The following is a 22,520-nucleotide window of genomic DNA, read 5'->3' on the forward strand; positions in this document are numbered from 1 at the left end:
GTCGTGATGAGGCACTCGAAGCATGAGCGCAGAGGCCTTTACGCTTATGCTTCGAGTGCCTCAGCACGACATGCCCGCACTTTCGAGTCTTTTTTACGACAAATACTTCCCTACAATAGGCATCCTTCTACCCATACCAAACGCTTTGTTTGACACCCTTAATATCGGTGGAGTTTGATACCTTTTGTGCTCAGCAAGGTTAATTAATCGGATGGTTCGTCTTACAGTTGGTTCATCATAACCCATTTTGATAATCTCGGCAGATGAGCAGCGATGCTCTACATATTCAGCGATGATCTTATCTAAAATATCATATTCAGGCAGGGAGTCGCTGTCTTTTTGATCCGGCCTTAATTCAGCAGATGGCGGTTTTATGATGGAATTTTCCGGGATGATCTCACGGTCGCGGTTAATGTAGCGAGCTAATTCAAAAACCTGAGTTTTGTAAACATCACCAATTACGGATATACCTCCACACATATCACCATATAAAGTACCATAACCTACGGCAGCTTCGCTTTTGTTGGAAGTGTTCAGCAAAATGTAGCCGAACTTATTGCACATCGCCATTAATAAAATAGCCCTGCTACGCGATTGTATATTCTCCTCGGCAATATTAAATGGCAGGTTTTGAAACTGGGGCGATAAAGCTGTTTCAAAGGCTTCGGTCACATTCTTTATGGCAATAGTTTCGCTTTTACAACCTAAATTAGTTACCAAATCTTCTGCATCCTTTAAAGAGTGATCAGAAGAGAAACGAGATGGTAGTAATACTGCCATCACATTTTCAGGCCCTAAAGCCTCGGCAGCCAAAGCACAAACCACGGCAGAATCAATCCCGCCGGATAAGCCTAATATCGCTTTGCTAAACCCTGATTTATGAAAATAATCTTTTATACCTAATATTACCGCCTGGTGGATTTGTTCAATATCTGCTGGGCGTTCAGCCTTTAAAGTCGCCGGTTGCTCTAAAGTGATGGTAGCATCCTTGCCTAAAGTATAGTAAGCAAGGCTTTCCTCAAAATAAGGTAATTCATCAACCAGTTTGCCTGTTCTATCATAAACTAATGATCCACCATCAAAAATCAATTCTGTCTGCGCGCCTACCTGGTTTACATAAAATAGGGGTAAATTATATCGGCTGGCGTTATCCCGCAAAATATCAATACGCTCATCATCATGCTTTACTGCAAATGGCGATGCCGCGATGTTGATCATCACATCAGGCTTTTGTTTAATAAGTATATCCATTGGCCGGGTAACATATAGCGGGTTCTCTATATTATTCCATAAATCTTCGCAAATGGTTAGTGCTATGCGGTGACCTTTAAACTCAATACAATTAAATACGGTTGAAGGTTCAAAGTAGCGGTATTCATCAAAAATATCGTAGTTAGGTAATAACGCTTTGTTAACTATCGCTTTTACTTTCCCATTCTCAATAAAGTAGGCAGAGTTGTTCAAATCCTTGCCTTCAGTACCTTTGTTAAAGGTGGGAATGCCTATAATGCAGGCCATATCGGTACAGGCAGCAGCAATTTGTTGTGCCGATGCTTCGCATAACTCAATAAACTCGTCGAACTCCAAAAAATCGCGGGATGGATAACCGCATACACATAGCTCGGCAAAAACCACTAGATCAGCCCCATTTTGGCGCGCCTTATTAATGTTGCCGATAATTTTAGCAGTATTCGATTCAAAATTCCCGATATGATAGTTGAGTTGCGCTAATGCAATTTTCATAGTATGAACAGATATGAAGAAAAAAACTAATTTTGCCCAAAGTATAAAAATGATGGCTACTCCGAACAAGACAAAGCAAATTTATTTATTTTTTTTCATCAGCCTGCTATTAACAGCCTGTAGCCACAGTAAAAAAGTTGATGTAAGTAATATTGATGTTAATATTACTGTTGAACGCTTTGATAAAGATTTTGATGCCATCCGCACAAAACCAACCGCGCAGGAGACGGCCATTCTTCAAAATAAATATGGCGTTTTTTATAAGGACTTTATTGAGCAAATATTACAGGCCGGAACCATTACCGATACTGCTTACTATAGTGTGATCCGCCAAATTGTGAATGCTCAGCCCTACAAGGATCTGGAGCATGATGTAGACTCGGTATACCCTAACATGGATAAGCAGAATGCGGAATTAACCGATGCATTTCGCCGTGTAAAGTATTATTATCCGCAGCAGCGTATACCAAAGGTTTATGCTTATTTCTCGGGTTTCGAAGCGCAAACTTCTATTGGTGATGGTTATTTTGGTATTGGTTTGGATTTGTTTCTGGGGGCGAATTCGAGATTTTATCCATCATTAACCAAAGCTTTTCCGCATTATTTATCGCAATTTTTTACACCTGATAATATCACCCCGCGCGTAATTGAAGGTTTTGCACGTAATGAGATGTTCCCTGAAAAAGATGTAGACCAATCGTTGCTGACTAAAATGATCTATAATGGCAAGATATTGTACTTTATGGATCAGGTGTTGCCTGATGTGTCGGATTCAACCAAAATAGGTTATACCGCTAAACAACTGGATTGGTGCAAAAAATATGAGCCGAGCATCTGGGGATATTTATTGGACGAGAATTTATTATACGAAACGGATTATAATAAGATCAAGAAGTTTATTGATGTAGCGCCATTTACATCGGGTATTGGTGAGAATAATGAAGCCGCGCCAAGATTGGGCCTATATGAGGGCTGGCAAATTGTAAAGAGCTATATGGATAAGCATCCGGATGTTACCTTGCCGCAATTAATGGCCAATACCACCCCACAACAAATTTTAAACGACTCGAAATATCATCCGAAGTAAGAGATTAGAGTTTAGTTAATTGGAGATTAGTTTTTTGAAGTTGACCTGATCTCTAATTTCCAGTCTCTATCCCCGATAAGTACCAAATAGTTTGTTAACTTCTTTAGTGCGGTAATCAAATATCTTATATATCTGTTTAGCTACTATTATCTCATTAGCAGCTCTGCCAATGATGCCGTAGGGGATGGCATAATTTAAAACATCAGTCATTAGCACACCGCTTTTAACTTCTTTAAAATGGTGTTGGTGATGCCATAGCGCATAAGGGCCGATGCGCTGCTCGTCTACAAAATATTCGTTCTCCTTTACGTGGGTTATCTCCGTCATCCAATTCATTTTTACACTGAATATTGGGGTGATTTTGTAAGTAATGATCATACCGGGATACATTTTCGTGTTTTCATCATAATCACTGGTCACCACAAATTTCATTTCGGGTGGGGTGATCTTTGCTAAATTAAATGGCGATGAAAAGAAATCCCAAGCTTCGGCTAAAGGTATAGGGAGATACTGCTCAAATTTTAATTGATATGTCTTCACATATATGATAAGCCGTGGCAGGCTTAATTGTTTTGATTATTTAGTCAAATTTTAGTCGTTTGGTAATCTCATTTCTATCATCAACTTGCTAAAACCAACTTTTTCATAAGCTTTAATATCCATCCTGAAAATTGTCTTCCATACAGCTATTTTAGTTTTGATGATAGTAAGGCAAGCAGCTCACTAAAGTCTTTTTCTGTATAGCCAATGGATTGATAAATGATTTTCCCCTTTTCGTCAATAACAATTAAACGTGGGATAGATTGAGAAGCATACAAGCTGAATATCACCCGGCCCATATCGGGTATCATCGGGAAGGTGAAGTGATTTTTTTGTTTGAAGGGCAATACTTTATCCCAGTTTTCTTCGCGGTCGAAAGCAAATAAGGCAAACTTGGGGTTGGCGTTATATTTCTCCCATATCTCTTTTTGAACCCGTGGAAGTTCCATGCGACAAGGCGGGCACCAGGTAGCAAAAAAATCAAGCACCACAATTTTGCCTTTGTAATCCGAAAGGCTTGCAACTTTGTCCTTACTAATATTAAAACTAAAGTTTGGCGATAAGTCACCTACTTTAGTACGGGTAGTGGCATCAATTTGCTGCGCGTTACTGAATAGTATCGCAAAGCAAAGCAGCAAAAGAATAGATAGCTTTTTCATAGCGATGTTTTTTGCAAGATAGAAACATCACCGAAAAACTATGCCATTATTGCACCATTTTATTGGCGCAGTACGAGCTGGCAAAAGCTTCTGGTTTAGCCTTAAATACAAAGCCCATACCCAATATGTAACCCATTGCTTCATGTAAAGCCTGGTTTGATTTAAACATTGGGTTGGTATTAATATCGGCATGCACTTCCAGATCTACATCATATAAATCAAGCAGATCACAAAGCTTATAGGCAATGTCGATGGATTTTTGTACTTCGCAAAGCATGCGTTCCTTGATGGTCATTTTTTGCGAAGTACGCTCCTGATGGATGAACATGAATGCGCCGCGGGCTTCACGGATGAATACAATTACGGTAGCAAAGTCGGTAACAGCACCTTTTACCTGCGAATCAGTACCGATACAAACTTTGAGTTTATTGCCCAGCAGGTGTTCGCGCTCAATAGCCCTTTCAACTTCCTCCATAATGGGCGATTGGATGATTTCGCCGCTGAATTTTCTCCAGGTCATAAAAATTTGGTTTAGTTAATTTGTTACAACCTGATTTTCAGGTTTATAAAAATAAGCGATACACTTTCATATTAACGTTAAATACATGTGATTTATTTGTTAACATTTATTTGATTATTAACAGGTTAGCTCTTTTTGTAAGATTTTAGCGATAAATCATCATTAATAAAGGCTTTATCAATACTTTTATATTATCAAATACTGACCATGAAATCATTAAAAAAGCTAATTCCTGCATTTATAGGCACTGCCACTTTAGGTGCTGCTTGTCTGTCGTTTGTTAACTATAAGTCGACACCCCCGCTGCCTAAATACAAGCATATTATTGTAATAATTGAAGAAAATCACGACTATGACGCGCTTATTGGCTCGAAAAATTCACCATATATTACCTGGCTTTCAGAAAATGGCGCTTTATTTACTGATTCGCATGGCGTAACACACCCGAGTCAGCCAAATTACCTGGCTTTATTTTCAGGCGATGTTCAGGGCATAGTGGATGATAAATGTTTAATGAGCGAAACACCTTATACTACACCAAATTTAGGAGCAGCGTTAATAGACAACGGATTTACCTTTAAAGGTTATGCCGAAACTATGCCATCGGTAGGGTACCTGCCTTGCTATTATCAAAAAAGCACCCTAACCGGCAGTTATCTATATGGACGTAAACACGCGCCATGGGTAAACTGGATCGGCACTAAAAAGAATAATATCCCGGCTTCGTTAAGTTTGCCGATGACTGATTTTCCTACGGATTATAACAAATTGCCTACCGTAGCATTTGTTATACCCAACATGGATAATGATATGCACAATATTGGCGCACCCGGCGATGATGCCGCCATTCAGCGTGGAGATAAATGGCTGAAGGAGTATATCAGCAAATATGCTGAGTGGGCCAAAAAGCATGATAGCTTACTGATTATTACTTTTGATGAGGACGACAGCCGTACAGCCGTAAACCAGATACCAACTATATTTTACGGTGCCCACGTTAAAACAGGCAAATACAATGAGCACATTACCCACTACAATGTGCTGCACACCCTTGAGGCTATGTACAAGCTGCCTGCCGATGATAAACAAAGTGCAGGTGTGATTGGTGATGTATGGAAATAAATTTTTGCTTTTGTTTATGAAAAATGTGTTTAAAGTTGCTTGCTTGTTCGTTTTATTGTTTGCCATATGGTCATGCAATTCCAGTGCTCCCAAAACAGCTGCTGCGCCTAAAATAGAATTAAATTTAAGTCCTAAAACGGCTGCCGACAGTAATAAAAACGATAGCATAGCCATAGCGCAGGTTACTGCCTTGCCGGAGTTTAACAATATCCTAAAGTGGTTTCAAAAGAATAATAAGGATACCACCAAACACGTTGGGGTTGTTATTGGCCAGGAGCCGGTAAAAGGGTTTAACTACTACTGGGTTAAAATAGGGGTGGATGACCCTGATAGATTCGAAGATCTGGAGCATTTTTATGTTAACGCCAAAGATCAGTCGGTTCACTATTTGGATATAAAGACAGATTCATTGATGAGTTTAAGCCAATGGCGGGGGAGTGGGAAGGATAGTTGGAAGTAATAAGTTTATCGAAACTTCCTTAGTCAATCACATTAATATAAGGATCGTTGCCGCTTATTGATTTTAGTAAGCCATTTTTATCATCACCATCAAATACAGTATAATAATTGATAGTGCTGGCGCCGATTGATTTAATCTTACCTTGGATTTTATCACTATCGAACCGGTCATAATAAACAATCTTTTCGTCTCCAATGGCGTTTAGTTTGCCAATGTTATCCAGACCATTAAGGTTAGTATTGTAAGTGAATTGTATGTTACCAATGCTTTTTATACGACCAAGATCCTGCTGTCCATCAAAAACATCATAGTAAGTGATCAACACATCGCCAACTGATTTTAATTTTCCTGCTTTATCCATGCCATCGAAATTGGTGTAATAATCTATTTCGGTATTGCCAAGCGATTTTATTTTACCTTGCTTGTATTGCCCGTCAAATTGAGTCCAATAGTCAACGTCAGTGCTGTCGATTGAACTCATGCGGATATTTCCCTTCATATCAATGTGCAAAACAACGCTATCTGCAACCAGCTCAACCGAACGAATGTAAGTGTTGTTATTGGTGACTTTTAGGTTGATCCTATTTAAAGTTTGTGATTTGCCTATTAAACCGAAGCTTAATAATAAAGCCGATATGATGATGTGTTTAGGTGTCATGATATGGGGATTGGTTTTAATATAGATGGAAATTGCTTCCATTTATAATTTGGACTAAGAAGGTATGCGGGGTTTAATGCTGAAGAGTTTTATAAATACCGCGTCATTGCGAGGAACGAAGCAATCTCTAAGCTATGCAGAGCAGTTCTGTAAGTAGGGGATTGCTGCGTTTCTCGCAATGACGTGGTGATTGACGAAATAGATTTACGAAGTTTTAAAAACTTCGTAAATCTTAAAATCACACCGTCAACTTCTTATATTTAATCCTCTTCGGTGCAATATCACCCAAACGTTTTTTGCGATTCTCTTCATAATCGGAATAATTGCCTTCGAAGAAGTAAACTTGTGAGTTACCTTCAAATGCCAGGATGTGCGTACATATCCTATCCAAAAACCAACGGTCGTGACTAATAACTACCGCACAGCCGCCGAAATCCTCTAAGGCTTCTTCCAGTGCACGTAAGGTATTTACGTCAATATCATTGGTTGGCTCATCCAGCAATAAAACATTGGAGCCTTTTTTCAACGTGATAGATAAATGCACACGGTTACGCTCTCCCCCGGATAATACACCTACTTTCTTCTGCTGATCGGCACCATTGAAGTTAAAGCGGGAAACATAGGCCCTTGAATTTAACGGACGGTTACCCACCATAATGGTTTCTAAACCGCCGGTAACGTTTTCCCAAACCGATTTATTCGGGTCGAGATCATCATGCAATTGGTCGACATAACCTAGGGCTACGGTTTCCCCTACACGGAAAGTGCCTGAATCCGGTTTATCCTGACCTGTAATTAGGCGGAATAAAGTGGTTTTACCTGCACCATTTGGCCCGATAATCCCCACTATACCAGCTGGTGGTAAGGAGAAGTTCAGGTTGTCAAACAATAATTTATCACCGTATGATTTGCTTACGCCATTGGCTTCTATCACCACATTACCCAAACGAGGGCCCGGTGGAATGAAAAGTTCCAATTTTTCTTCGCGATCTTTTGTTTCTTCGGATGCTAATTTGTCATAGTTGGATAAACGCGCCTTTGATTTGGTATGCCTGCCTTTTGGGCCCATACGTACCCATTCCAGCTCGCGCTCCAATGCTTTTTGGCGTTTGCTTTCGGTTTTATCCTCTTGCGCCAAACGTTTCGCTTTTTGATCCAGCCATGAGGAATAATTTCCCTTCCATGGGATACCTTCTCCACGGTCAAGCTCTAAAATCCATCCAGCAACATTATCCAGGAAGTAACGATCGTGGGTTACGGCTATAACGGTTCCTTTATATTGTTTTAAGTGTTGCTCCAGCCAATCAATGGATTCTGCATCCAAGTGGTTGGTAGGCTCATCCAGCAATAAAACATCGGGTTCTTTCAATAATAAACGACAAAGTGCCACCCTGCGGCGCTCACCACCTGACAATACTGAGATTTTAGTATCCGGCTCTGGGCATCTTAAAGCATCCATGGCTCTTTCAAGCTTGGTATCCAGTTCCCATGCGTTTACCGAATCAATTTTATCCTGAAGTTCACCCTGGCGAGTCATCAGCTTATCCATTTTATCGGCATCACTGTAATACTCCTCTAAACCAAATTTTTCATTGATCTCTTCGTATTCTTTAAGCAGGGCGGTTATTTCGCTAACACCTTCCTCAACTATTTCGCGTACTGTTTTTTCAGGGTCGAGTTCAGGTTCCTGGCTTAGGTAACCTACTGTATATCCCGGGGAGAATACAACTTCGCCAATATTGGTTTTATCAATACCGGCAATAATTTTTAATAGTGATGATTTACCTGATCCGTTTAGACCGATCACACCAATTTTGGCGCCGTAGAAAAAGGACAGGTATATATTTTTTAAAACTGTTTTCTGCGGGGGATATACCTTGCTCACCCCGGCCATTGAAAATATGATCTTTTCGTCTGCCATGTATTTGTATCAATAATATAGAGGCAAATATGAATGAAAATTGATGGAATACCTAAATCAAAGTGGTAATTAAGTTTCCGGAAAATAAAATATCCGCTGATTTGGCGGGGCAACAAATCAGCGGATATGGGAAAAAAGCCCCCTCTAAACCTGCCTGTCCGGCAGGCAGGTCTCCCCCAGAAGGGGAGACTTTAGCTTTACGCTTTTTTAGGGCCCTCCCTTCCGGGGAGGGTTGGGTGAGACGTTGTTATTTTCTTTCTAAAAGGTATCGCCATACAACCGCGCTTAACACGCTGCCAAGTATTGGGGCTAAAATAAATAACCATAGTTGGCTTATAGCTGTGCCGCCAACCAATAATGCAGGGCCAATGCTTCGGGCCGGATTTACCGATACGCCTGTAACAGGTATGCCTACAATATGTATAAGTACTAAACTTAAGCCTATTGCTAAGCCGGCGAAACCACCATTTATATTTCTTGTAGAAGTAGAACCGAAAATAACCAGCAGAAAAATAAATGTAAATACGGTTTCGGCAACAAAGCCCGACAATAAATTATAGCCACCCGGCGATGCCGCGGCGTAACCATCTTGCCCCAGGCCATTTGCTACTATTGAATATCCATCTTTACCTGATGCAATAAGGAAAAGCAGCCCAGCCCCCGCAATTGCGCCTAATATTTGCCCAATGATATAAACGCCAGCTTCTTTTGCAGGCATGCGCCCAGCTACTACCATGCCTATTGAAATAGCCGGGTTAATGTGGCAACCCGATATGTGCCCAATTGCATAGGCCATTGCCACAACAGATAAGCCAAAGGCAAATGCAATGCCTAAAATGCCCACGCCAGTTGTGCCGTTTGCCCCTGCAATTACCGCGCTGCCGCATCCCATTAAAACAAGTACCAGTGTGCCGAAAAACTCGGCAGAGAATTTTGTGAAAAGTTTGGTTTCCATAATTGGTGAATTGGAGTGAAAGGATTTAAGAATTATTAATTAAATATATGAATTATGATTTTCATAATTATATAACAAACATTATAATCTATTATTTATCAAATCAATATACATGGATTTTACGTATATTTAATACTAATGGGTAGCAGTAGTACGTTTGTATGTCGTAATGGCATAAACAAAGTGCCGTATATTCCACATTTGTCATAATTAGGGGGTAGAAAGCATTTATATATTAAACTATTTAGGCTGGCAGGGATCTAAAAATTATTAACAATTGATATACTGTCATTTATAGCTAATAATTTCAGTTTTTATAAATAAAATTCTTTGTGTAATGGGTAAATTAATAGATTGCACATCATAACAATGTCTGTTTTTAAACGGTTTAAAAACTTGGCAATAATATTGTTGATAAGTGTAAAAAGAACTTGTTCCTTTTGAGAAAAACAATTTTTAAATTAGGAACGTACAAACTTAGAAAGGTATAATATGGAAGCTAAATTTTCGCCACGGGTTAAGGATGTTATACAATATAGCAGAGAAGAGGCGTTACGCCTTGGCCATGATTATATTGGTACAGAACACCTTCTACTCGGATTAATTCGCGACGGGGACGGAGTAGCTATTAAATTACTTAAAGAGCTTACTGTTGATACCGCCAAATTGCGCCGTGCCGTTGAAGATGCTGTAAAAGGCACCGTTGGCACTAATGTACACATAGGCAGCATTCCTTTAACTAAACAAGCAGAAAAAGTATTGAAGATAACTTACCTTGAAGCTAAAATATTTAAAAGTGATGTAATTGGTACAGAGCATTTACTGCTATCGATTTTACGTGATGAGGATAATATTGCATCGCAGATATTAATGCAGTTTAATGTTAACTACGAGATATTTAAAGGCGAAGTGGAATCACATAAAAACGATGTGACCGACGAGATGCCAGGATCGCCGACTGGTGGTGAGGATGAATTTAAGGATGATGACTCTTTTAGCCAGCCTAAAAAAGTATCTGATATAAAATCAAAAACACCGGTGCTTGATAACTTTGGCCGCGATTTAACCAAAGCTGCTGAAGATGGCCGCCTTGACCCGATCGTTGGTCGTGAAAAAGAAATTGAGCGTGTTTCGCAGATCTTATCACGTCGTAAAAAGAATAACCCTATATTAATAGGTGAGCCGGGTGTAGGTAAGTCAGCAATTGCTGAAGGGCTTGCATTGCGTATAGTTCAGCGTAAAGTATCACGTGTGTTGTTTAACAAACGTGTGGTAACGCTTGATCTGGCTTCATTGGTGGCAGGTACCAAATACCGTGGCCAGTTTGAAGAGCGCATGAAAGCGGTAATGAATGAGCTGGAAAAATCTCCGGATGTAATTTTATTTATTGATGAGATACATACTATAGTTGGTGCAGGTGGTGCTTCAGGTTCGCTTGATGCTTCGAACATGTTTAAACCGGCTTTGGCTCGTGGAGAGATCCAATGCATTGGCGCGACAACTTTAGATGAGTATCGCCAGTACATTGAAAAAGATGGCGCTTTAGACCGTCGTTTCCAAAAAGTAATGGTTGAGCCTGCTACTCCTGATGAAACCATCGAGATATTAAACAGGATCAAAGAGAAATACGAAGAACATCACGGTGTAACTTATACGCCTGAAGCTATTAACGCTTGCGTTGCATTAACCACAAGGTATATTACCGACAGGTTTTTACCGGATAAGGCTATTGATGCTTTGGACGAATCAGGTTCACGTGTTCACTTAACCAATATCCACGTTCCGCAGAATATTTTGGATATTGAGCAAAAGATAGAGCTGATCAAGGTTGAGAAAAACAAGGTAGTTCGCAGCCAGAAATATGAGGAAGCCGCTAAACTTCGGGATACTGAAAAACACCTGTTAGAAGAACTTGACCAGGCAAAATCAGTATGGGAAGCGGAAACAAAATCAAAACGTTACACTGTAACTGAAGATAATGTTGCCGAAGTTGTTTCAATGATGACCGGTATCCCGGTGCAAAAGGTTGGGCAAGCCGACAGCTTAAAGTTGTTGAACATGTCTGATACCATTGCCGGTAAGATTATTGGTCAGGAAGATGCGATCAAAAAATTAACCCGCGCTATACAACGTACCCGTGCCGGATTGAAAGATCCTAAAAAACCTATTGGTTCATTTATTTTCTTAGGCCCAACAGGTGTTGGTAAAACTGAGCTTGCTAAGGAGCTTGCCCGTTTTATGTTTGATACTGAAGACGCGCTGATACAAATTGATATGAGCGAGTACATGGAGAAATTCGCGGTATCTCGTTTAGTTGGAGCGCCTCCGGGTTATGTTGGTTACGAAGAAGGTGGCCAGCTTACTGAAAAAGTACGCCGTAAACCATATGCAGTAGTATTATTGGATGAGATCGAAAAAGCTCACCCGGATGTATTCAACATATTGTTACAGGTATTGGACGAAGGCCAGTTGACTGATTCATTAGGCCGTAAGGTTGATTTCAGGAATACAATCATCATCATGACCTCTAATATCGGCGCACGCCAGTTGAAAGATTTCGGTCAGGGTGTTGGTTTCAGCACTAGTGCAAAAACTACCCAGGCAGATTCACACTCACGTGGTGTAATTGAAAACGCGTTAAAACGTGCTTTTGCCCCTGAGTTCCTGAACCGTGTTGATGATGTGATCGTGTTTAACTCTTTGGGTAAAGACGAGATCTTCAAAATTATCGATATTGAATTGGCTTCATTATTTGGCCGTGTAAACAGCTTAGGCTACAAAATTGAGCTTACACTTGCTGCCAAGGAATTCATCGCAGAAAAGGGATATGATTCACAATTTGGTGCTCGCCCTTTAAAACGTGCCATCCAGAAATATCTGGAAGATCCGATTGCTGAAGAAATATTGAAAGGCGAGCTTAGCGAAGGTGATACGATGGAAGTGGATTTCAATAAAGAAACCAACGAGATTACCATAGCTGACCGTAAAGGCGAAAACAAAAAGCCTGAAGAGGAAGAAGAACAGAAATAATTTTATTGCGAATAAAATAAAAAAGCCTCCAGGGATTTCTTGGAGGCTTTTTTTATGAATATTATTAGCTATTATAGTATTGGCCTATAATCATAAGGAAGCATAGTTCCTACTCGTGTCTGCAATAACATATAACCATCTATGTTTATTACTGCAGGATTAAGGATTTTACCATTGTTATTAAAAACAAGGTACGGTTTGTTTTTATTAATAAACATAAAGAACGTTATTGAACTGTGCCATATCCAAAAAGGAGAAACCGGATTACCATTAACAACAGGCACAATGTTTTTTACATGCTCTATAAACAAGCTGTTTAATGAAGTATCTTTTGCGCTTGTACCCTTTATGGCATACATATCCTTTTGATTAGTTTTTAAAAGTAGCTCTTTACCAGTTAAAAAACCGTTTTGAAGCTGAGCACTATAAGTAGAGTTATCATAGTCAGCATCGATGCCAAAATTATCTGACATGGCATCTACATCTGCTGCAGCCTGCGGATCATAAGGATCTACCGTAATAGCATTTCTATTATAATAAGGGTTTTTTCCGCGACTGGCACGCTTTATACGGAAACCGTTTTCGGAAAGGCTATCACTTTTTATTGATCTGAAAAGCTGCATCATTGAACCCTGATAACATTCTAACCGGTTCATCCGCCATTCTTTTTGCTGCTTCGGAGTTCCCTTCATCTCTTCAAAATAAGATTCTCCTCCAAAGTAAACGTTGGATGTATTTATGTCCTTAACAAAAAAGTTAAGCAGGAATTTAATCTTATAACCTAATGCATCGTTTTCTATCTCAATAAATTTATCAGATCGTGCGCTAAACCCACCACGGGCATCGATATCATAAAATTTAACGTCGTACGGATTAAGTATTTTACATTCTCTCGCGAAAATTGAATTACCGAAAAACTCTGTTTCAAACATAGGAAAACAGGAAGAAAGTTTAGGCTTAGCCTTGATAACCACTTCTGTTAAATTATTGTTGGATGCCTTTAGTGCTATAGCTTTTAAATCGATATTACCAGTTACATTAAGCATTGCATGATAGGGTTCATAACCAACAATAGTTACTAAAAGTTGGCAACGGCCCGCAGGTACCTGGTGTAAGTTGAATACGCCGTCATCATTAGTGCTGGTAGAAATCATCGTATTGTTAATAAAAGCTACTGCTAGGTGTATAGGGGTTTTATCAGTTGTATTTATAACCCTGCCGGTAATAGTATACTGGGCGTTGCTATTAATAGCTATAAATAGTAAGAAGATTGTAAGGTATTTAAACATAGATAAATGGGGTTTTTATTGCTATTGACAATGTTGGGTTTGGTAATATAAAGCTAAGGAATATTGTAAAGCTGTTTTAACGCGTATAAAGATTTTTACAATTGATGGGTATATACTTTCGCAATAAATTATTAATCCCCACAATAAATGGGTGCTTTTTTTGTTAAAGAATGTTAAAGAGCCGTCTTTAATGTCTTTTGAAGAAAATTTTACATTTTGTTTAAACCTTTTTACGGAACTTTGGTCTATATAAAAAAGTAACATCTTGCATTATGAAAAAAATCTTATTTTTATTAGTTATCGGCGGTGCGTTATTTACCGCGTCTTGCACAAAACAATATAACGTTGTTCAACCTAATCAACATTATACCGCTACTGTTAAACCAAGTGATTGGACTGTAACCGCTGATGGTAGATCAGATTCGGTTTCACTACCTGCAAAGCAAATTGGTAATTATTTTAACCAACAAGGTGCGGTTTTAGTTTACTTCTCATTTTTCGAAGGAGTGTATGAGCAAATACCAGAGGTATATAACAATGTATCATACAGCTATTACAATGACGCTGGAAATTTAGTATTATACTCACAAGATGCTGGCGGTACTACACCATATTTACCAACACAAGACATTACAGTGAAATTAGTTTTAGTAGCTGCTAATTAGTGATTGGAGGTTAGACTTACTAATCTTTTTTAAAATCAAAAAGCCTTCGATATATCATCGAAGGCTTTCTTTTTATATGCCTGGAAGATTGTGAAACTAATTACTATTTCTCCATCTGCTCAATAACAGCTTGTGAAACCCCGGTGAAGGAGAATCCGCCATCATGGAAAAGGTTTTGCATGGTAACCATTTTGGTTAGGTCAGAGAATAAGCTTACGCAGTAATCAGCACATTCATCAGCTGTTGCATTACCAAGTGGGCTCATTTTCTCAGCATAGCTGATAAAACCATCAAAGCCTTTAACACCTGAACCTGCAGTAGTGCGGGTTGGTGATTGAGATACAGTGTTGATACGCACTTTCTTTTCGACGCCATAAAAGTAGCCAAAGTTACGTGCAATACTTTCCAGCATTGCTTTTCCGTCGGCCATATCATTATAGCTTGGGAATACACGCTGGCCTGCAATGTAAGTAAGGGCTACAACAGATCCCCACTCGTTAATCGCATCTTCTTTCATAGCTATCTGCAATACACGGTGTAAGCTGATCGCTGAAATATCAAGGCCTTTGTGAGTGAAATCGTAGTTATTCTCAGTATAAGGTATGTTTTTACGCACGTTAATGCTCATGCCTATTGAATGAAGGATAAAATCAACACCGCCGCCAAAATGTTCTTTGGTTTTAACGAACAGGTTGGTAATATCTTCGGCGCTGGTAACGTCAGCCGGGATAACGGGTGCGTTAATCTCTTCTGCCAGTTTATTGATGGTTCCCATGCGCAAAGCGATAGGAGCGTTGGTTAATACTAATTCGGCACCTTCGGCATAACAATGCTGTGCTGTTTTCCAGGCGATAGAATTTTCATCCAGCGCACCGAATATGATTCCTTTTTTGCCTTTTAATAAATTATAAGCCATGTTTTGGTTTGTTGTTTATAAAGTGGTAAAGTTATAATTATATTTACGATTTTATATTTACGAGTTACGATTTTCCATTACCAGTTAAATGATCAATTTATTCCTTTTCAGGGGATTAAGAAGCTAGTAATTCTCTTGCATTTTGCAAAGCGCTTTCACCTGGTTTATCACCACTTAGCATTTTGGCAATTTCCAGTACACGTTCCTGTTGGTTCAATTGTTTTATGCGGGTGTTAGTAGCTGCGCCTTCATCATCTTTGTATACAAAGTAATGGCTTTGACCTTTGCTGGCAATCTGCGGCAGGTGGGTTATGGTGATCACTTGTAAGTTATCGGCCAGTTTCTCCATGATCTGCCCAACTTTGTTGGCAACTTCGCCGGATACCCCTGTGTCGATCTCATCAAAAATAATTGTTGGTAAAGCAGTATTTTGCGCTACAAGCGATTTGATGCTTAACATTAATCTTGATAGCTCACCGCCTGATGCTACCTTGCTCATCTCTGCCAGAGCGTGACCTTTGTTTGCAGAGAAAAGAAAACGCACATGATCCACGCCATCTTTAGTTAACTCTCCGGTATGGGAAGTATCAATCTTGAGCGCTGAATTCGCCATGCCCATTTCGGCAAGGGTTTCCAGTACTTGTTTTTCAATTTGGGGGATGATCCGAGTACGGTTTGCTGATAGTTTTGCAGCTAATTGTTCCAATTCTTGTTTATCTACAGCTAATTGTTTCTCTAATTTTTCTATCGCTTCATCACTAAAAACAGCCTGTTGTATTTTGGCGGATAGATCATCCTGGATTGCTAACAGATCGGCAATCGTGTTTACCCGATGCTTTTTTTGCAGATTGTAGATCAGGCTTAAACGAGTATTGATCTCCTCAACACGTGTTTCATTGGTATGGGTGCGTTGTTCAATTGTATCAATCTCGGCGGCAATATCCTTTAGCTCGATAATGGTACTGTTGAGGCGTTGGTGTAATTCGGTTATTTCTGGGTTGAATTTTTCGAGGGAAGATAGCTGATGCCCCGCCTCGTGTAATTGAATCAATGCGGATGATTCTCCCTCATTCATTAAATAATAAGCGCCTAATAGGTTACGCTTTATCTCACCAGCATTATTCAAAGCGTAAAGTTCCTGTTCCGCTAATTCCTGCTCATCGGTAGATAGGGTTGCTTTTTCCAACTCATCAAACTGAAACTGGAAGTAATCTAAATCAGCTTTTGCTTTATCGCTTTCCTCAATCAATTGCTGCAGGCGCGAAATGGATTTTTTATAAGTTTTGAATTTGGCGCGATAATCATTTAACAACTCATCATGTTTGCCTACGGAATCAACAATCAGTAATTGAAATTCAGGATCGTTAATTTCTAAAGTTGCATGTTGCGAGTGGATATCGATCAACTTTTCGCCCAATGCTTTAAGCGAATTAAGGTTTACCGGGGTATCATTAACAAAAGCCCGGGATTTACCATCGGCAGAGATCTCGCGTCTTAAAACGGTTTCGGCTTCGTAGTCAAGGTCGTTATCTTCAAAAAAGGATTTCAGGTGAAATCCTTCTATCTTAAAAGAGCCTTCGATAACGCATTTTTTTTGTTGATTATAGAAATACCTACTCTCGGCCCGCTGACCTAATATAAGCGAAAGGGCGCCGAGTATGATTGATTTACCCGCGCCCGTTTCACCTGTAAGTATATTCAACCCTTTATCAAAACTGATTTCCAGGTTGTCAATTAAAGCGTAATTACTAATAGAAAGCCTTTGGAGCATAGCGTTAAAATAAGAACGCTAAAATACAAAATACTTTGTTAAGGCTTGGTTAGTTTGCGCTCTTTGTGCTGTCTATCGGCATGTTTTTTAGGTTCTTATTAACCTCGTCCTGTATGTTTTTCTGCATGTCTTCCATCTGCTTTTTCCATTCGGGGCTGTTGAATTGTTTGTTCAATTTGTCAAGTTGACCACGCAGTTCGTCTCGCTGTTTTTTCAATTGGTCGCTGCTAAACTGTTTACTCATATGCTCAGCCTGTAATTTTATTTCAACCATTTGCTTCTTAAATTCCGGACTGTTAACATATTGCTCACTCATTTTTTTAGCCTGCACCTTCATGTCTTCCAATTGTTTTTTCCATTCAGGGCTGTCAAATTGCGCTTTCATTTTTTCAGCCTGATCTCTCATTTCTTCCCGTTGCTTTCTCCATTCTGCGCTGTTAGCCTGTTTGCCCATTTTTTCGGCCTGAATTTGCATGTCTTTAATTTGCTTCTTCCATTGCGGGCTATTGAATTGTTCCTGCAGTTTCTTTGCATTCATCTTTATTACAAACATTTGCTTTTTAAATTCAGGAGTCATCTTAAAGTTTACTGCCGATGCAAAGCGCATACTATCATCAAACTTAAAATCAAATGATGGGTTCTCTTCTAAAAATTCCTTCTTGTCTGATGCAGGCATGTCGCTTAAAGAGCGGTACTCTTTCTTGTCGCCTTTATCGTCCTCAATAACTATTTTAAACTTTTTTTTGGTGGTATCATCCAATATTTTGGCGGTAGCAGTATCTGTATAAAGTGCAAAGAATTTCTTTTTATGAGATGTATGTACAGCACAATTGCCTGTTAAATGAGCTGTCGGAGTAGTCTCCTTTATGAAGAAGCTTATCTTATGTGCTTTTTTCGCGGTTGTTTTCGCTGTACTATATTGCGGTATACCCCAGGCTAACAATGTGCCGATAGCTGCTATGGTAATAATTGCAAGCAGATTAAATTTGGGTAGTGAATCTTTTGTTTCCATGGTGTTTAATCTTTTAATTCTGTTTAGTAGTGGATATTTTTTATTGCCGGCAGATGCCATAGCCAGTGCATAATGTTGACTGTTTTGTTGCGCGATGACAAGCAACGCTTTAGAGTAAGTGAAATTGTTATAATCAGCATCAATAACCATATCATCGCAGCAATGCTCGCGCTTTAGCCTGATGGTTTTTGAGATCAACCAAACAAAGGGGTTAAAGCAGAGGATGGTTTCCATAATGCACTGCAAAATGTTCAGCAGGTAATCATGCCGTTTAATGTGCGATAACTCGTGCATCAATATAGCTTCAACCTGATTATTATCAAGGTTATTGATAAGCGATAAAGGGAATATGATGATAGGTTTTAGATAACCGATGGTTAAAGGAATGGATATGTGCTCCGAGAAATATAACGATACCGTTTTAACGATTTTTAGATTCTTGCATATTTCCTGCGCCTTGTTGGTCCATGAAATATCTGTTTGTAGGTTCTTTTGTTTGCGGATGTGATGGATGTGTACAAAACCGCCGGTTAACTTTATGGCTTGCAGTATCAAACCTATCATGTATAGGCCTGCTATGTATTTGGCATATTGCGTAATTAAGCTTTCTGCCTGTTGTAATAGAGAGGGGGCATGCGTCACACCTAAAATTAGGTTATTGCCTGTGGAGAGTATCGCATAATTAGCCATGGCTACATTGTGCAGGTATATTTTGAGCAGATTAGCCATAAACCAGCAGCAAATAATAGTTAAGCCAAGGTAGTTAGCATCGTACTTGTATTTTGAGGTGATGCCCGGGAACAGTTGCACCAATACCTGTAATGCAACATAAACTAATAATGCCTGCCCAACAGACTCAAATATGGCCTGGCCAAGGGCGTTGATAAGGATGCTCGTTGTCATAACTAATTGTTTTTTTCTAAGTTATCCAGGTAGTTTTTTATCATGTCCAGTTCTTCTTTGGATGCTTGATTGTTGCTAAGCACCTGCATTACCAATTGTGATGAAGAACCATTAAATACGGTTGATATAATCTTATCCAATGCGGTATTCTGTGCTTGCTCACGGGTGATTAACGCTTTATACAAATGTGTTTTGGCAGTGGTGTCGCGCTCAACCAAACCTTTGTCGTGCATAATCTGCATTAATTTAAGGGTGGTAGTGTAGCCGGCGTCTTTTGTTTTCTCTAAAACCTCATGTACATCACGCACCGAGCACTGGCCCTTTTCCCAAATGATCTGCAATATTTCAAGCTCGCTTTCTGTCGGTTTCATTTCCATTTTTTTGTATTACGAATTCTTTCGTACAAATATGTACGATATTTTTCGTACATACAAATTATTTCACATTATTTAACAAAAGAGACGTGAAGAATTGTGGGATGTTGCATAGAATTGAAAGCTGAACGCTTAATTTTTGATATTTAAGCATAGGCATTTGAATGGACGATGATGAAGGGTTTTCAATCTAAAATGTTTTGTCATTTTGAGCATAGCGAAGAATCTGTAAAATGTAAACAGGTGTACAGATTCTTCGCTATGCTCAGAATAACAAAGGGGGATTTAGTTACGATATTTAAATCCTGTAAATCAAAAAGAATCCTTAAAATCCAGGTTCCTACTATTTATTGCCTTGTAGCGTGGCATATTTATTCCCATCGCCGGGATCGGCCTGGGTAAGTATGTTCATCGCCGCTATCCTGTCCTGCGGATCGGCTTTGGTAAAAATAGAAACCAGCTCATCGCTTTTAGCGGTATAAAATACCAGCGGATACATGGCGCCTGAACGGGTGCGGTCAATTTGCTCCAGGTCGGGCAAAAGGTTGGCAATCACTTTAATGCCTTTGCCGGTATTATCGGCCATTATATCAAGCCCGTTGCGATGATAGTCATACATAAAGCTACGCAGTGGTGCATAAACTTTATCATTCAGGTTTTCAGAAAGCCAGTAGCGGCTCACATTGTTATTATCAAAAGCTTTCCAGCCGGTATAGGTTGATGTTTGCGCAAGGTTAACTACGTTTTGTGCAAGCGTAAAGTATTGTGTGCCACCGTATCGCGAAAATGTATCATAATCCATACCTATAACTATGTATGCGTAAAAGGCCATTATCGAGCTTAAATTACTGGTAAAGCTTTGGTCGGAATAATCAATGGTTTGGCCTTGTTGATAGGTGAAGTCGATGTTCTTGTCATTTAACAACATTACTGGGCTGTTGTAGGTGGAATTAAAGACAGGCCTTGATGATTGTACCTGTAATTCGCCGCTAAAGCTGCTGCTGCCATCCCAACTGGTTACATTCAGCACAAATGTACAATCAAATCTTTCCTGCGACTCAATCTGATCGGCGCACCATTTGTGGCCATTTAAAAAGGTCTTCATAGCTGTTTCCAGCTCAGTAAATATGCGTTTGTTGGTAGTTTGTATTTTGGGGGATAAAACCGATACCCTTGCATTCAAATCCTGACCGAAAGCAGTGCAGCTTAAACAAATAAATAACAGGTAAAGGCTAATTTTTTTCATTACTTTATTAATTCAGCAACTTTTTGACAAATGTCCCGGGCAACTTCATCTTTGGTTTTTAAATCGAAAGTTGTTTTGTTAAGGTTATGGTCAATAATGGTTATTTTATTGGTGTTGCCTTTAAAACCGGCACCCGCATCGTTTAGCGAATTTAATACAATAAAATCAAGATTCTTCTTTTTTAGTTTTAAAATGGCGTTTTGCTCCTCGTCGTTAGTTTCCAGCGCGAAACCCACCAATAACTGGCCATCCCGTTTTTTCTGGCCCAATGTTTTTAATATATCAACAGTGCTTTGCAGTTCTATATTAAGGTTGCCGTTCTGCTTCTTTATCTTTTTAGGCGATGGGTCAACAGGTGTATAATCGGCAACTGCCGCGCTCATCACGCAAACATCAGCATTAATATAATTTGTTTCACAAGCCTGCAGCATTTCGGCAGCAGTGGTAACATCAATGCGATTTACGTGTTGTTTGCTGGTTTGGGCAGTTGGGCCGGAAATAAGTGTTACATCGGCACCCATAGCTGCAAATTCATCAGCAATGGCAAACCCCATTTTACCCGACGAATGGTTGCCAATAAACCTTACCGGGTCAATAGCCTCATAAGTAGGGCCGGCGGTAACCAATACTTTTTTACCGCTTAACGGAAGTTTTTTTTTTAGCTGCGCGGATAGAAACGAAATAATTTCTTCCGGTTCTGCCATTCTTCCCTCACCGTGCAGGCCGCTGGCCAGTTCACCCGTGCCCGGATTAATCAGTATGTTCCCGTACGATTGAAGCTTTGCAACGTTTTGCGTAGTTGCCGGGTGTTTCCACATATCCAGATCCATAGCAGGAGCGAAGTACACCGGGCATTTAGCCGAAAGATAAATAGCCAATAGTAAGTTATCACAAAAGCCATTAGCCATTTTGGCAAGGGTATTAGCTGTGGCGGGAGCTATTAGCAAAGCATCTGCCCATAAACCTAATTCCACATGGTTATTCCATTCGCCGCTTTCGGGTATAAAATAATCAACCAGCACCGGTTTTTTTGATAGCGTAGCAAGGGTTAAAGGTGTAATAAAGCTGGTGGCATCTTTGGTCATAATTACCTGTACATCGGCACCGGCCTTAACCAGTAACCGCACCAATAAAGCCGATTTATACGCGGCTATACTGCCGCAAACTCCTAAGATGATCTTTTTACCCTCAAACATATAATAACCGTTTTGCCGGTACAATGGTAATAAATTTAAAATTAAACAAAAAAACTCCCCAATGGGGAGTTCCAAAATATTTTTTGTGTTATCCGCTTTAAGCGGATAAAGTATTATTGTTGCTCTTTAGCAGGGTTACGGTGATATACCTTACCATCTAGAAATTCCTGAACAGCTACTAAAGTAGATTTAGGTAATTTTTCGTAGTATTTAGATATTTCAATCTGCTCGCGGTTTTCAAATATCTCTTCTAAGTTATCGTTAGATGAAGCAAACTCAGAAAGTTTCGCGTGTAATTCTTCCTTGATATTATTTGAAAGCTGGTTAGCCCTTTTCGACATAATTACAATCGACTCATAAATGTTGCCTGTTTCGATATCCAACTCACGTAAATCGCGTGTCACTGTGCTGCTTGCAACAGCAGGCTTGTTAATGTTTGTAGTACTCATATCT

Annotated in this window: 20 protein-coding genes; 5 read left to right on the plus strand and 15 right to left on the minus strand. The window is 39.6% G+C overall.

The features are described 5' to 3' along the window. Positions 1–93: 93 nt before the first annotated feature. Positions 94–1,743 (minus strand): NAD+ synthase, encoded by a 1,650-nt coding sequence (locus GSQ74_RS09120; RefSeq protein WP_158992416.1) that lies wholly within the window; start codon positions 1,741–1,743, stop codon positions 94–96. 13 nt (positions 1,744–1,756) lie between these two features. Between GSQ74_RS09120 and gldB the strand changes: the two genes are divergently transcribed. Beyond that, positions 1,757–2,830: a gliding motility lipoprotein GldB gene (gene gldB, locus GSQ74_RS09125; protein ID WP_254060839.1), complete on the plus strand. Its 1,074-nt coding sequence runs from the start codon at positions 1,757–1,759 to the stop codon at positions 2,828–2,830. A 66-nt stretch (positions 2,831–2,896) separates the two neighbouring features. Here the strand turns inward: gldB and GSQ74_RS09130 are convergent, their stop codons facing one another. The 3 genes from GSQ74_RS09130 to GSQ74_RS09140 form a co-directional block, all read right to left on the minus strand. Next, positions 2,897–3,370 (minus strand): SRPBCC family protein, encoded by a 474-nt coding sequence (locus tag GSQ74_RS09130; protein ID WP_158992418.1) that lies wholly within the window; start codon positions 3,368–3,370, stop codon positions 2,897–2,899. Positions 3,371–3,516: 146 nt separating this feature from the next. Further along, positions 3,517–4,029, minus strand: a complete 513-nt coding sequence (locus GSQ74_RS09135; protein ID WP_158992420.1) for a TlpA disulfide reductase family protein — start codon at positions 4,027–4,029, stop codon at positions 3,517–3,519. Between the two features lie 46 nt (positions 4,030–4,075). Next, positions 4,076–4,549: a ribonuclease H-like YkuK family protein gene (locus tag GSQ74_RS09140; protein WP_158992422.1), complete on the minus strand. Its 474-nt coding sequence runs from the start codon at positions 4,547–4,549 to the stop codon at positions 4,076–4,078. 207 nt (positions 4,550–4,756) lie between these two features. On the opposite strand from GSQ74_RS09140, the gene GSQ74_RS09145 reads away from it, so the two are divergent. Together GSQ74_RS09145 and GSQ74_RS09150 are read left to right on the plus strand one after the other, a co-directional pair. Then, positions 4,757–5,671, plus strand: coding sequence for an alkaline phosphatase family protein (locus tag GSQ74_RS09145; RefSeq protein WP_158992424.1), 915 nt, complete (start codon positions 4,757–4,759; stop codon positions 5,669–5,671). A 16-nt stretch (positions 5,672–5,687) separates the two neighbouring features. Next, positions 5,688–6,131 (plus strand): hypothetical protein, encoded by a 444-nt coding sequence (locus GSQ74_RS09150; RefSeq protein WP_158992426.1) that lies wholly within the window; start codon positions 5,688–5,690, stop codon positions 6,129–6,131. A 19-nt stretch (positions 6,132–6,150) separates the two neighbouring features. On the opposite strand, the gene GSQ74_RS09155 is transcribed toward GSQ74_RS09150, so the two are convergent. The 3 genes from GSQ74_RS09155 to aqpZ form a co-directional block, all read right to left on the minus strand. Then, positions 6,151–6,831 (minus strand): hypothetical protein, encoded by a 681-nt coding sequence (locus GSQ74_RS09155; protein WP_158992428.1) that lies wholly within the window; start codon positions 6,829–6,831, stop codon positions 6,151–6,153. A 196-nt stretch (positions 6,832–7,027) separates the two neighbouring features. Then, complete coding sequence (gene ettA / locus GSQ74_RS09160; RefSeq protein ID WP_158992430.1) at positions 7,028–8,710, minus strand: energy-dependent translational throttle protein EttA; 1,683 nt, start codon at positions 8,708–8,710, stop codon at positions 7,028–7,030. 247 nt (positions 8,711–8,957) lie between these two features. After that, a complete protein-coding gene (aqpZ, locus tag GSQ74_RS09165) occupies positions 8,958–9,665 on the minus strand; it encodes an aquaporin Z (protein ID WP_158992432.1) in 708 nt (235 codons plus the stop codon). Between the two features lie 492 nt (positions 9,666–10,157). Between aqpZ and GSQ74_RS09170 the strand changes: the two genes are divergently transcribed. Beyond that, a complete protein-coding gene (locus tag GSQ74_RS09170; protein WP_158992434.1) occupies positions 10,158–12,695 on the plus strand; it encodes an ATP-dependent Clp protease ATP-binding subunit in 2,538 nt (845 codons plus the stop codon). A gap of 71 nt (positions 12,696–12,766) precedes the next feature. Here GSQ74_RS09170 and GSQ74_RS09175 read toward each other — a convergent pair whose 3' ends face one another. Next, entirely contained in the window at positions 12,767–13,984 is a 1,218-nt protein-coding gene (locus GSQ74_RS09175; protein WP_158992436.1) for a carboxypeptidase-like regulatory domain-containing protein, read from the minus strand. 272 nt (positions 13,985–14,256) lie between these two features. Between GSQ74_RS09175 and GSQ74_RS09180 the strand changes: the two genes are divergently transcribed. After that, positions 14,257–14,649, plus strand: a complete 393-nt coding sequence (locus GSQ74_RS09180; protein WP_158992438.1) for a hypothetical protein — start codon at positions 14,257–14,259, stop codon at positions 14,647–14,649. 103 nt (positions 14,650–14,752) lie between these two features. Here GSQ74_RS09180 and GSQ74_RS09185 read toward each other — a convergent pair whose 3' ends face one another. The 7 genes from GSQ74_RS09185 to GSQ74_RS09215 all read right to left on the minus strand — a co-directional run bounded on the left by GSQ74_RS09185 (position 14,753) and on the right by GSQ74_RS09215 (position 22,516). Continuing rightward, entirely contained in the window at positions 14,753–15,565 is an 813-nt protein-coding gene (locus GSQ74_RS09185) for an enoyl-ACP reductase (RefSeq protein WP_158992440.1), read from the minus strand. Positions 15,566–15,680: 115 nt separating this feature from the next. After that, positions 15,681–17,336 carry a DNA repair protein RecN gene (recN, locus tag GSQ74_RS09190; protein WP_158992442.1) on the minus strand — a complete coding sequence of 552 codons (1,656 nt, stop codon included), beginning with the start codon at positions 17,334–17,336 and terminating at the stop codon, positions 15,681–15,683. A gap of 49 nt (positions 17,337–17,385) precedes the next feature. Continuing rightward, positions 17,386–19,251, minus strand: coding sequence for a M56 family metallopeptidase (locus tag GSQ74_RS09195; protein ID WP_158992445.1), 1,866 nt, complete (start codon positions 19,249–19,251; stop codon positions 17,386–17,388). 2 nt (positions 19,252–19,253) lie between these two features. Continuing rightward, positions 19,254–19,628: a BlaI/MecI/CopY family transcriptional regulator gene (locus GSQ74_RS09200; RefSeq protein WP_158992447.1), complete on the minus strand. Its 375-nt coding sequence runs from the start codon at positions 19,626–19,628 to the stop codon at positions 19,254–19,256. Positions 19,629–19,968: 340 nt separating this feature from the next. Further along, on the minus strand, positions 19,969–20,871 hold the full coding sequence (locus GSQ74_RS09205) for a DUF4835 family protein (RefSeq protein WP_158992449.1): 903 nt from the start codon (positions 20,869–20,871) through the stop codon (positions 19,969–19,971). Continuing rightward, positions 20,871–22,067, minus strand: coding sequence for a bifunctional phosphopantothenoylcysteine decarboxylase/phosphopantothenate--cysteine ligase CoaBC (gene coaBC / locus GSQ74_RS09210; protein WP_158992759.1), 1,197 nt, complete (start codon positions 22,065–22,067; stop codon positions 20,871–20,873). The genes GSQ74_RS09205 and coaBC overlap by 1 nt, the downstream gene beginning before the upstream one ends. Positions 22,068–22,180: 113 nt before the next feature. Beyond that, positions 22,181–22,516 (minus strand): DNA-directed RNA polymerase subunit omega, encoded by a 336-nt coding sequence (locus GSQ74_RS09215; RefSeq protein ID WP_158992451.1) that lies wholly within the window; start codon positions 22,514–22,516, stop codon positions 22,181–22,183. Positions 22,517–22,520: the final 4 nt, after the last annotated feature.

The sequence above is a fragment of the Mucilaginibacter sp. L196 genome, assembly GCF_009765905.1.
Taxonomy (GTDB): Bacteria; Bacteroidota; Bacteroidia; order Sphingobacteriales; family Sphingobacteriaceae; genus Mucilaginibacter.

What these genes read in the sequence shown, in the direction of transcription:
- GSQ74_RS09120 (WP_158992416.1), bottom strand. Translation starts at nt 1,743, where the DNA reads ATGAAAATTGCATTAGCGCAACTCAACTATCATATCGGGAATTTTGAA.
- gldB (WP_254060839.1), top strand. Translation starts at nt 1,757, where the DNA reads ATGAAGAAAAAAACTAATTTTGCCCAAAGTATAAAAATGATGGCTACT.
- GSQ74_RS09135 (WP_158992420.1), bottom strand. Translation starts at nt 4,029, where the DNA reads ATGAAAAAGCTATCTATTCTTTTGCTGCTTTGCTTTGCGATACTATTC.
- GSQ74_RS09140 (WP_158992422.1), bottom strand. Translation starts at nt 4,549, where the DNA reads ATGACCTGGAGAAAATTCAGCGGCGAAATCATCCAATCGCCCATTATG.
- GSQ74_RS09145 (WP_158992424.1), top strand. Translation starts at nt 4,757, where the DNA reads ATGAAATCATTAAAAAAGCTAATTCCTGCATTTATAGGCACTGCCACT.
- GSQ74_RS09150 (WP_158992426.1), top strand. Translation starts at nt 5,688, where the DNA reads ATGAAAAATGTGTTTAAAGTTGCTTGCTTGTTCGTTTTATTGTTTGCC.
- GSQ74_RS09155 (WP_158992428.1), bottom strand. Translation starts at nt 6,831, where the DNA reads ATGGAAGCAATTTCCATCTATATTAAAACCAATCCCCATATCATGACA.
- ettA (WP_158992430.1), bottom strand. Translation starts at nt 8,710, where the DNA reads ATGGCAGACGAAAAGATCATATTTTCAATGGCCGGGGTGAGCAAGGTA.
- aqpZ (WP_158992432.1), bottom strand. Translation starts at nt 9,665, where the DNA reads ATGGAAACCAAACTTTTCACAAAATTCTCTGCCGAGTTTTTCGGCACA.
- GSQ74_RS09170 (WP_158992434.1), top strand. Translation starts at nt 10,158, where the DNA reads ATGGAAGCTAAATTTTCGCCACGGGTTAAGGATGTTATACAATATAGC.
- GSQ74_RS09175 (WP_158992436.1), bottom strand. Translation starts at nt 13,984, where the DNA reads ATGTTTAAATACCTTACAATCTTCTTACTATTTATAGCTATTAATAGC.
- GSQ74_RS09180 (WP_158992438.1), top strand. Translation starts at nt 14,257, where the DNA reads ATGAAAAAAATCTTATTTTTATTAGTTATCGGCGGTGCGTTATTTACC.
- GSQ74_RS09185 (WP_158992440.1), bottom strand. Translation starts at nt 15,565, where the DNA reads ATGGCTTATAATTTATTAAAAGGCAAAAAAGGAATCATATTCGGTGCG.
- recN (WP_158992442.1), bottom strand. Translation starts at nt 17,336, where the DNA reads ATGCTCCAAAGGCTTTCTATTAGTAATTACGCTTTAATTGACAACCTG.
- GSQ74_RS09195 (WP_158992445.1), bottom strand. Translation starts at nt 19,251, where the DNA reads ATGACAACGAGCATCCTTATCAACGCCCTTGGCCAGGCCATATTTGAG.
- GSQ74_RS09200 (WP_158992447.1), bottom strand. Translation starts at nt 19,628, where the DNA reads ATGGAAATGAAACCGACAGAAAGCGAGCTTGAAATATTGCAGATCATT.
- GSQ74_RS09205 (WP_158992449.1), bottom strand. Translation starts at nt 20,871, where the DNA reads ATGAAAAAAATTAGCCTTTACCTGTTATTTATTTGTTTAAGCTGCACT.
- coaBC (WP_158992759.1), bottom strand. Translation starts at nt 22,067, where the DNA reads ATGTTTGAGGGTAAAAAGATCATCTTAGGAGTTTGCGGCAGTATAGCC.
- GSQ74_RS09215 (WP_158992451.1), bottom strand. Translation starts at nt 22,516, where the DNA reads ATGAGTACTACAAACATTAACAAGCCTGCTGTTGCAAGCAGCACAGTG.